Origin of the sequence: Streptomyces sp. UW30 (assembly GCF_008042075.1) — a bacterium.
Lineage (GTDB): Bacteria > Actinomycetota > Actinomycetes > Streptomycetales > Streptomycetaceae > Streptomyces.
Genome location: NZ_RDBN01000005.1, coordinates 17,258 through 27,281 on the forward strand (window position 1 = coordinate 17,258; position 10,024 = coordinate 27,281).

8 protein-coding genes are annotated in these 10,024 nt (G+C 72.4%); 7 read left to right on the forward strand and 1 reads right to left on the reverse strand.

What is annotated here, in order from left to right; translation table 11 throughout:
* The 6 genes from EAO75_RS01675 to sucD form a co-directional block, all read left to right on the forward strand.
* On the forward strand, positions 1-186 hold a 186-nt coding region (locus EAO75_RS01675; protein ID WP_147993236.1), incomplete at its 5' end, for a hypothetical protein.
* 193 nt (positions 187-379) lie between these two features.
* Entirely contained in the window at positions 380-1,543 is a 1,164-nt protein-coding gene (locus EAO75_RS01680; RefSeq protein ID WP_147994222.1) for a VWA domain-containing protein, read from the forward strand.
* A gap of 248 nt (positions 1,544-1,791) precedes the next feature.
* A complete protein-coding gene (locus EAO75_RS01685) occupies positions 1,792-2,883 on the forward strand; it encodes a hypothetical protein (protein ID WP_147993237.1) in 1,092 nt (363 codons plus the stop codon).
* Between the two features lie 283 nt (positions 2,884-3,166).
* Positions 3,167-5,305, forward strand: a complete 2,139-nt coding sequence (locus EAO75_RS01690; protein WP_147993238.1) for a hypothetical protein — start codon at positions 3,167-3,169, stop codon at positions 5,303-5,305.
* A 578-nt stretch (positions 5,306-5,883) separates the two neighbouring features.
* On the forward strand, positions 5,884-7,062 hold the full coding sequence (gene sucC / locus EAO75_RS01695) for an ADP-forming succinate--CoA ligase subunit beta (RefSeq protein WP_147993239.1): 1,179 nt from the start codon (positions 5,884-5,886) through the stop codon (positions 7,060-7,062).
* A gap of 27 nt (positions 7,063-7,089) precedes the next feature.
* A complete protein-coding gene (gene sucD, locus EAO75_RS01700) occupies positions 7,090-7,974 on the forward strand; it encodes a succinate--CoA ligase subunit alpha (protein WP_147993240.1) in 885 nt (294 codons plus the stop codon).
* Between the two features lie 94 nt (positions 7,975-8,068).
* Here the strand turns inward: sucD and EAO75_RS01705 are convergent, their stop codons facing one another.
* Positions 8,069-9,124 (reverse strand): sigma factor-like helix-turn-helix DNA-binding protein, encoded by a 1,056-nt coding sequence (locus tag EAO75_RS01705; protein ID WP_147993241.1) that lies wholly within the window; start codon positions 9,122-9,124, stop codon positions 8,069-8,071.
* A gap of 96 nt (positions 9,125-9,220) precedes the next feature.
* On the opposite strand from EAO75_RS01705, the gene EAO75_RS01710 reads away from it, so the two are divergent.
* Positions 9,221-10,024: DUF6350 family protein (locus tag EAO75_RS01710; RefSeq protein WP_222723915.1), on the forward strand; the 804-nt coding region annotated here is incomplete at its 3' end.

The window sequence follows — 10,024 nt, forward strand, 5'->3', positions numbered from 1 at the left end:
GGGGAGCGGGGCGGCGCGAGGGTGGGCGGATCCGGGATACCCGGATTCGCGGCCGAGTTCGATGCCGAGCGGGCGGACGCGGTCCTCCCGGTGGTGCGGCTGCTGCTGGGGCTGGACCAGGTGCAAGTGGACGAGGGCGCCGACGGCGGCCTCACGGACAACAACCTTGTGGGGGCGACGGGATGACGACTGACGGAGTGAGGGAGTCGGGGGAGCGGACCACGACGGCGGCTGCCGGGAGGCAACCGCACGGGTTCGCGGCGCAGGGCCGGCCCATGACGACGACCGTGCCGGTACTCCCGCTGTGGGAGCGGCCCTGGAAGGGAGCGCGCCGATGACGAGCGCGCCGATCCCGACCGGGGCGACGCCGACCGAGGTGATGCCGACCGAGGTGATGGATCCGGCCCGGGAGCGGCTGCGGCGGTGGCGGATGGTGCTCGGCGGGGACGACGCCGACGGCACCGGGTGCGCGCTGTCCGGGAAGGACACCGCGATGGACGGAGCACTGACCGCGCTGTACGGGAAGGGGGACAGGGCGCAGTCGGGGAAGGACCGTTCGGCTGGGCTCGGGGCGTCGGCGCCGTCCGTGGCGCGGTGGCTCGGGGACATCCGGACGTACTTCCCCTCGTCCGTCGTCCAGGTCATGCAGCGGGACGCCATCGACCGGCTCGGGCTGTCCACGCTGCTGCTGGAGCCCGAGATGCTGGAGGCGGTGGAGGCGGACGTGCACCTCGTCGGCACGCTGCTCTCGCTCAACCGGGCGATGCCGGAGACCACCAAGGAAACGGCACGTGCCGTCGTGCGCAAGGTCGTCGAGGACCTGGAGAAGCGGCTCGCCACCCGCACGCGGGCCACCCTCACCGGTGCGCTCGACCGCAGTGCCCGGATCAGCCGGCCGCGCCATCACGACATCGACTGGAACCGCACCATCGCGGCCAACCTCAAGCACTACCTCCCGGAGTACCGCACGATCGTGCCGGAGCGGCTCATCGGCTACGGGCGGGCGTCGCAGTCCGTGAAGAAAGAGGTCATCCTCTGCATCGACCAGTCGGGGTCGATGGCGGCGTCCGTGGTGTACGCGTCGGTTTTCGGGGCCGTGCTGGCGTCGATGCGGTCCATCAGCACACGGCTGGTCGTCTTCGACACCTCCGTCGTCGACCTCACCGACCAGCTCGACGACCCTGTCGATGTCCTCTTCGGCACCCAGCTCGGCGGCGGCACGGACATCAACCGGGCGCTCGCGTACTGCCAGTCGCAGATCACCCGGCCCGCGGAGACGGTGGTCGTGCTGATCAGCGACCTGTACGAGGGCGGCATACGCAACGAGATGCTCAAGCGGGTCGCCGCGATGAAGGCGTCGGGGGTGCAGTTCGTGGCGCTGCTGGCGCTGTGGGACGAGGGGGCGCCGGCGTACGACCGGGAACACGCGGCCGCGCTCGCCGCGTTGGGTGCACCGGCCTTCGCCTGTACGCCCGACCTGTTCCCGGAGGTGATGGCGGCGGCCATCGAGAAGCGGCCGATTCCGGTGCCCGACGCGGTCTGAGAATGGCTTCGGGGAGGTAATGGCGAGGAATTACCGGTGATTTGTCGACCAAGCGATGACCGACTTCGGCCAGCAAAACGGACATGAGTACGCATCGGTAACAGGGGGCTTGCGCGACCGCATGAGGGGCGTGCGAGGATCGAAGCCTCATCGCCGGTGCGCCGTCGCGCCGCCCGTCCGTACCGAGTCCAGCCGACTCGACGCTCGTCACGTGCACTTCGTCCGCCGCTCGGAGGGACCACCTCGTCTTGACCTGGCCAGCCACTTTGCCCGGTGCCGCCGCGCGCGTCCTGCGCGTCGCGGGCGGGCGGCGTGCGCTGCAACTGGTGCTGGTGGCGGGCGGTCTGCTCGCGATCGGATTCCTCTGCGGGGAGCGGGCATACGCGGCGGACGGGGTGTCGGTCGGCGCTTCATCGGTGTCCTCCGCGTCGGGCACGGCGGCGGACGAACCCCGGTCGTCGGCGGAGAGAACGGTCGAGCAGCTCCTGAGCGCGCCTGCCGCGAGTCCTTCCGCGCCTGCCGCGAATCCTTCCCCGCCTGCCGTGACTCCCTCCAAGCCTGCTGCGACTCCTCCCGCGTCGGCCGCGCCGTCCGAGCCCGGCCCGCACGACGAGTCGACGGTGCCGCACGACGAGTCGACGGTGCCGCCCGCCAAGCCGGCGGCACCTCGGACCCCGGCTCCCGAGGACCGAACTCCTCGGGCCCAGGCACCTCACCTTGTCGTGCAGCCGGTCGGCGATGTCGTGCGGACGGTGACCGAGGAGCTGGCCGCGGGGCTGGCCGAAGTGCAGGCGGCGGTGCCGCCGTTGGCCTCGCTGCCCGCGCTGCCGACCGCACCCGAGGCGCCGACCTGGCCGAGCTGGCCGGAGTTGGACCTCCCCGCCCTTCCCGGGCTGCCGGACCTGCCGGGCGCCGGTGTTCCCGCGCTGCCCGCGCAGACGTTGCCGGCTCCGGTCACCGCGACGCCGCAGCCGGGGCCGGACGCGCCCGGCTCGGCTGACGGACCTGCTGACAAGGGACGTACCGGCAAGGAGGCGAACGGCGTCTACGGCCCCCGTTTCGTCGCCGACGGCACCGCGTCCCACGCCCCGTCGGCCGGTCCTGCGCACCGCACCACGCCGTCCGGCTACGCCCCCGTGCCTCAGGCACCGACCGACCACCCCGGCGGTGTGCAGGGCAACCACGCGGCGGGCGACAACGGCACGCCCCGGCACGGGGACGCACACGCGGTCTCGTTGAGCCGACGCGTGCCGTTGCTGCTGGTGCCCGGCCGCGCCGCCCGCGTCGAAGCGGACGCCATACAGGACAGGCACCGGGACATTCCGGTTTCCCCCGCCTAGGCCCGTAGGCCAGTAGGCCGATCCTCCCCGCCGTAGACCTGCCGCGCGGGGGCGGAAACAGGTCTGCCCGTCCGTCCGGACACTCCCCAGTTCCCGGATGTCCCGCGACATCCCCCCGGACGGAAGCCGCCGGTGCCGTACCCGGTCCCGCTGGTCCCGACTTCCCGGACCGCGACCGTGATCGGTGCCGGAATATCCCCAAACCGTCCGAAGTCCCGGAGCTTCACTTCTCCGATCCTCCGGGGTCCTTCGGAGCCCCAAGATCTAGGGATCCGACGCAACGATGAACAAGAACATCCGCCGTTCGATCGTCATAGCCGCAGGTGTCACCGGCGCCTGGGCGCTCGGTTCGACCGCCGCCAGCGCGGACGAGCTGCCCGCATCCACCCTCTCCGTCCCGGACCAGGCCAGTGATGCGACCGACACCGCCGACACCCCCGACAGCGCCGACGCCCCGGGCCTCCTCGGCGGCGTCACCGACACCCTCAACGGCGTCGTCTCCGGCGTGACGGACACCGTCGCCGACGTGACCGAGGGCGTCACCGACGGCCCCGCCGGCACAGTCGCCGGTACCGCCAGGACCACGCCCGCGAACACCGCCGAGCAGGCCCGCCGTTACGTCGACGCCAAGGTCACGCCCCCCTCCGCCACCAAGGCAAAGGGCGCGGCCCAGGCCTTCCAGGGCGCCAAGGCCGCCCGCGCGGACAAGGCCGCCGCGCAGGCCGAGGCCGACGTCTCCGCCACCGTCACCGACGTCCGCGACGCGGCGCACCCCACCCCGAACACCCCGAACATCCCGGACATCCCGAACACCCCCCATCACCCCGGCAGCATCGACTACCTCTTCGGTCCCCTCGCCGCCTTCGCCCCCGAGCTGGAGCAGGCGCTCGCCGCCGCGCAGACGAAGTTGCAGGGCGGCCAGGCGGCCGCGCGTGCGCAGGCGCAGGGCGTGGAGGGCGTCGTACGGACGAAGGCGCAGTACGCCGTCGCCGGCGCGGGGCGCACCGCAGGGGGTGCGGCCGACGTCGCGCACGCCGTCGACGGCAGGGTCGCCGACACGGCAACGGCTGCCAAGGCCACCGCCACAGGCCGGGCCACCGCGGTCACGGCCGCCGCCGAGGCCTCCGTCTCCGCCGTCCCGAGCCACGTCACCGGCACGGTCGGCGGTGTGGAGCAGCGGGTCGTCGGCACGGTCGCCACCGTCCCCGGCACCGTCACCCCGGTCGTCGGGCAGACCGCCGACGCGGTCGTCCCGCCGGTCGTCACCGGAGCCGTGCACGGCGTCGTCCCGGTCGCCGGCCGCGCCGTCGAAGGCGTCGTCCCGGCCGCGGGGCACGCCGTCGCGGGCGTGGTCCCCGCCGCCACCGGCACCGTCGCCGGGGTGACTCCGGTCGCCGGGCATGCGGTGGACGGCGTCCAGCCGGTGGTCGGCGGCGCGGTATACGGGGTGACCCCGGTCGTGGGCCAGGCGGTGGACGGCGTTGTTCCGGTCGCCCACGGCGCTGTCGCCGGGGTCGGCCGGACCGCCGCGCACACGGTCGGCGCCGCGACCGCGCTGGCGTACGGCGTGGTCGCCGACGTCCAGCCGGTGGCCGGCGGCGCCGTCGCGGGCGTGCAGCCGGTTGTCGCCGGGGCCGTCCAGGGGGTCCAGCCGGTCGCGAGTGGAGTCGTTCAGGGCGTGCGGCCGGTGGCCCACGGCGCGCTCGGCGATGCCGGGCACCTCGCCCACGGCGCCGTCACCGACGTCCGGCCCATCGCCTCCGGCGCCGTCTCCGACGTGCGGCCGGTCGTGCACGGGGTCGCCTCCGACGTACCGCTCTACGCCACCGGCCTGGTCGGCCAGGTCACCGCGGACGCCACCGGTACCGTCCTGCCGCCCGTCGCCGACACCGCCGTGCACGGCGTCGTGCCCGTCGCCGGGCAGGCCGTCGCGGACGCGGGTGCGGTGGCGTACGGCGTCACGGACGACGTCCGGCCCTTCGCGGGCGGCGTCGTCGGCCAGGTCGACCCGCTGGTGCACGGCGTGGCCGGGCAGGCCATGCCCTTCGCCGAGGGCGTCACCGAGCAGGTGCCGCCGTTCGCGTACGGCGTCACCGGCGCCGTGCGGCCCGTCGTCGACACGGTCGTGGACACCGTCCGGCCGGTCGTGGACGGCGTCGGCGGCAGCGCCACGGCCCTGGCGTACGGCGTCACGGACGGCGTCCGGCCCTTCGCGGGCGGCGTCGTCGGCGAGGTCGACCCGTTCGCGTACGGGGTCGCCGGGCAGGTCGCGCCGTTTGCCGCGGACCTGACCGGCACGGTCCAGGACTCGGCCGGCCCGCTGGCGGGTCACGCCGTCACCGGCGTCCGGGGCGTCGCCCAGTCCGTCACGCCGGGTTACGCGCAGGACCTCCGCGGCGACCTCGGACGGTACGGCGTCTGACCGCACCGCCCTCCCCCGTCGTACGACAGCCCCCGGCGGAGCCGAGTACGACACCTCAGCCGCCACGGCGAGCGTGATCACCGCGCTCCCCGGCGACCGACGACTCCGCGAGGCACACGGCCCCGGACGGCCGAAAGCCGTCGGCCTCATCCGGCCGGGACCTCGCGGACAGGACGGGTGATCCCCATTGGGGTGGGGATCACCCGCCCAGAGCCCACAGGGGCGGCCCATTCGTGCCCCTTCGGGCTGTTCAAGGGACCTCACCGGGTCAACCCCAACCCGGTGAGGTCCTGGCCCGACTCCTCGCCCGGCACCTCGTCGCCGCCTCACCGGCACCTCACAGTCGGCACGCCGTGCCAGTGATTCCCGCTGTTCGCGGCATCATGTGACAGGTATCACCGCTGAGGTGTGACCCTCGATTTAGGGGCCTCCTTCAAGCAGCGATAACCTGCGAGACGGACATGCCGCGCGCTCGGACACCGTGTGCGCCTCCCTTGTGACAGCGGACGTCACGTTGCCCTTCGCGGCACGCCCACGCATCCAACGAACCGCGAGATCACTGATAGGGACGGAAGCGCGTGGACCTGTTCGAGTACCAGGCGAGGGACCTCTTCGCCAAGCACGATGTACCGGTGCTGGCCGGTGAAGTCATCGACACGCCTGAGGCGGCCCGCGCAGCCACTGAGCGCCTCGGTGGCAAGTCCGTCGTCAAGGCCCAGGTGAAGGTCGGCGGCCGTGGCAAGGCCGGTGGCGTGAAGCTCGCCGCCACCCCGGACGAGGCCGTCGCCCGCGCGACGGACATCCTCGGCATGGACATCAAGGGCCACACGGTCCACAAGGTGATGATCGCCGAGACGGCCCCGGAGATCCTGGAGGAGTACTACGTCTCCTTCCTCCTCGACCGTGCCAACCGCACCTTCCTCTCCATCGCGTCCGTCGAGGGCGGCATGGAGATCGAGGAGGTGGCGGCCACCCGCCCGGAGGCCGTCGCGAAGATCGCGATCGACGCCATCGACGGTGTGGACGAGGCCAAGGCCCGCGAGATCGTCGCGGCCGCGAAGTTCCCGGCCGAGGTCGCCGACAAGGTCGTGAACGTCCTCGTCACGCTGTGGGACACCTTCATCAAGTCGGACGCCCTCCTCGTCGAGGTCAACCCGCTCGCGAAGGTCGCCTCCGGTGACGTCCTCGCCCTGGACGGCAAGGTGTCGCTCGACGACAACGCCGAGTTCCGTCACGACTGGGACGAGCTGCACGACAAGGCCGCGGCCAACCCGCTCGAGGCCGCCGCCAAGGAGAAGAACCTCAACTACGTCAAGCTCGACGGCGAGGTCGGCATCATCGGCAACGGCGCGGGTCTCGTCATGAGCACCCTGGACGTCGTCGCGTACGCCGGTGAGAACCACGGCAACGTCAAGCCGGCCAACTTCCTGGACATCGGCGGTGGCGCCTCGGCCCAGGTCATGGCGAACGGCCTGGAGATCATCCTCGGCGACCCGGACGTCAAGTCCGTCTTCGTCAACGTCTTCGGTGGCATCACCGCCTGTGACGAGGTCGCCAACGGCATCGTCCAGGCCCTCAAGCTCCTCGAGGACCGCGGCGAGAACGTCACCAAGCCCCTCGTCGTCCGCCTCGACGGCAACAACGCCGAGCTCGGCCGACAGATCCTCACCGACGCCAACCACCCGCTGGTCCAGCGCGTCGACACCATGGACGGCGCGGCCGACAAGGCCGCCGAACTGGCTCACGCCGCCAAGTAAGCACTCAGGACGAGGACACAACACACCATGGCTATCTGGCTCAACAAGGACAGCAAGGTCATCGTCCAGGGCATGACGGGCGCCACCGGCATGAAGCACACCAAGCTCATGCTCGGTGACGGCACGAACGTCGTGGGCGGCGTGAACCCGCGCAAGGCGGGTCAGACCGTGGACTTCGACGGCACCGAGGTACCCGTCTTCGGGACCGTCAAGGAGGCCATCGAGAAGACCGGCGCCAACGTCTCCGTCATCTTCGTGCCGGAGAAGTTCACCAAGGACGCGGTCGTCGAGGCCATCGACGCCGAGATCGGCCTGGCCGTCGTCATCACCGAAGGCATCGCCGTGCACGACTCGGCGTCCTTCTGGGCGTACGCCGGCAAGAAGGGCAACAAGACCCGGATCATCGGCCCGAACTGCCCCGGCATCATCACCCCGGGCCAGTCGAACGTCGGCATCATCCCGGGCGACATCACCAAGCCGGGCCGTATCGGCCTGGTCTCGAAGTCCGGCACGCTGACGTACCAGATGATGTACGAGCTGCGTGACATCGGCTTCTCGACCGCCGTCGGCATCGGTGGCGACCCGATCATCGGCACCACGCACATCGACGCGCTCGCCGCGTTCGAGGCCGACCCCGACACGGACCTGATCGTCATGATCGGCGAGATCGGTGGCGACGCCGAGGAGCGGGCCGCGGACTTCATCGCGAAGAACGTGTCCAAGCCGGTCGTCGGCTACGTCGCGGGCTTCACCGCCCCCGAGGGCAAGACCATGGGCCACGCGGGCGCCATCGTCTCCGGTTCGTCCGGTACGGCGCAGGCGAAGAAGGAGGCCCTGGAGGCCGCGGGCGTCAAGGTCGGCAAGACGCCGACCGAGACGGCGAAGCTGGCTCGCGAGATCCTGGGCGGCTGACCTCGGTCACGGCCATCAGCAGGAGGCCGGTGGGCCCGTTCCCCGAGAGGGGGCGGGCCCACCGGGCGTTTTCGCCCTCGGTCTGCGTACGCCTTCACGTGGTCAGCGGCAGGAGTCTCACCGGGCCGGCCTGCAACTGCGACCGCAGCTTGTCCCGCAGCTCCAGCTCCTTCTGCGACAGCGGCCCCGGCGCCATCCTCGGCGGCACCCCGCGCACCGTCGCGCCGGGCGGCACCGGCGGCTCGTACTGCGTGGGAGCGGTCCGCAGCGTCAGTGCCGTCGTGCCGATCAGCGTCACGGTGAACGCGATCGCGGCCCGGGTCCAAAAGCGCGCCCGGCGTTCGCTGCCGTCGCGCACCGTCGTCGGCCTGGCGGCGCGCAACCGCTCCGTGGCGGCCAGTTCGGCCAGGCGGTGGTGGAGTTCGACGGGGTCGGACAGGCCCGGGAAGCGGGCGGCGACCGCGGTGCGCGCGTGCAGGAGGCGGGTTGCGGCGGCCGGTGTGCTCGCCTCCGTCTCGGCCGCCGTTTCGGGCAGGTCGAGGCCCACACCGTCGTAGAGGACGAGCGTGCGGCGCTGTGCCGGCGGCAGCTGGAGGAGCACGTTCAGCAGGGCGCGGTCGGACACGTCGGAGGGCGGCGGTTCGGGGTGCCGGTAGCGGGGGCGCAGCCGGTGCCAGGGGGAGAGCGCGAAGTCGTACGCCGTCGCCCGCACCCAGCCCGCCGGATCCCGGTCGCGGGCCACCTCCGGCCAGCGCTGCCAGGCGTGCTGGAAGGCCCGCTCGACCGACTCCCGGGCGAGCTCGCGGCGCCCGGTGAGCAGGTAGGTCTGCCGCACGAGAGCGGGCGCGCAGAAGGCGTAGAGCGCGTCGAAGGCCTGCGCCGGGGTGAGCCGGCCCTTGGACGGTGCCGTCATCTCATGTACTTCCTCGGGTTCCTGAACCTCCGTCTTGTCGGCGATGGATCGCAGCAGTTGTGCGTACGCCTCCCTCCTGCGGCCCCACGGTTCCGTACGGCCGCTCTCCCACGCGCGGACCGTCTCGCGGCTGACGCCCACCCGTTCCGCGACCTGATCCTGCGTCAATGAACCGGCCTCGCGCAGGCGTCGGCGTTCCTTGGGCGGAGGAAGCGGGGCTGCGGGGGTCTGCGTCACCGGGCGCCCTTTCGGTCGAAAAAGTACATAAACATATATTGAGCGACACATCGGAGGTTCGCCTGTTACGACGGGAAAGCGCGTGTCGTTGGGAGCATGGCGGTCGTGATCGAGATGACCGCTCGTCGAACGCCCCTGCTCACCCGCGTACGCCGCCGCACGCCCGGCCTGGGCGCCAGCCTCTTCGGCGGTGCGGTGGCGGCTGGACTGGGGCTCGGTGTGTTCGCCGTGGTGGTGATCGCGCTGTGGATCAGCTCGCCCTATCCGGACAGCGGACCGGGCGGCGCCCTGCGGATCGCCTCCGTGCTGTGGCTGCTGGCGCACGGCGCCGAACTGGTCCGCACCGACACGCTCTCCGGCGTACCCGCACCCGTCGGAGTCACCCCGCTGCTGCTGCTCGCGCTGCCGGTGTGGCTGGTGCACCGGGCGGCACGGGACGCGGCGGCCGACGGGGGCGAGGGAGTGCCGCTGGTGTCGATCGGTACGGCGTGGGCCGGCGTCGTGCTCGGGTACCTCGGCGTCGGGTTGGCGGCCGCGCTGTACTCGGCCGGGGGTGAGCTGCGGCCGTCCTGGCTGTGGACGGTGGTGCGGGTGCCCCTGGTCACGATGGCGGCGGCGGGGGTCGGGGTGTGGACGGCGTGCGAGCGGCGGCCCGAGGTGCTGGACGGTCTGCTGGTCGTGCTGCCGGCCCGGGTGCGCCGTCTGGTACCCGGGATCGAGGGGCGCGCACGGGRCGGCAGCACGACCAGCAGACCGTCCAGCACCTCGGGCCGCCGCTCGCACGCCGTCCACACCCCGACCCCCGCCGCCGCCATCGTGACCAGGGGCACCCGCACCACCGTCCACAGCCAGGACGGCCGCAGCTCACCCCCGGCCGAGTACAGCGCGGCCGCCAACCCG

Coding starts and splice junctions, on each gene's coding strand:
- EAO75_RS01680 (WP_147994222.1), top strand. CDS start 380: ATGCCGACCGAGGTGATGGATCCGGCCCGGGAGCGGCTGCGGCGGTGG.
- sucD (WP_147993240.1), top strand. CDS start 7,090: ATGGCTATCTGGCTCAACAAGGACAGCAAGGTCATCGTCCAGGGCATG.
- EAO75_RS01690 (WP_147993238.1), top strand. CDS start 3,167: ATGAACAAGAACATCCGCCGTTCGATCGTCATAGCCGCAGGTGTCACC.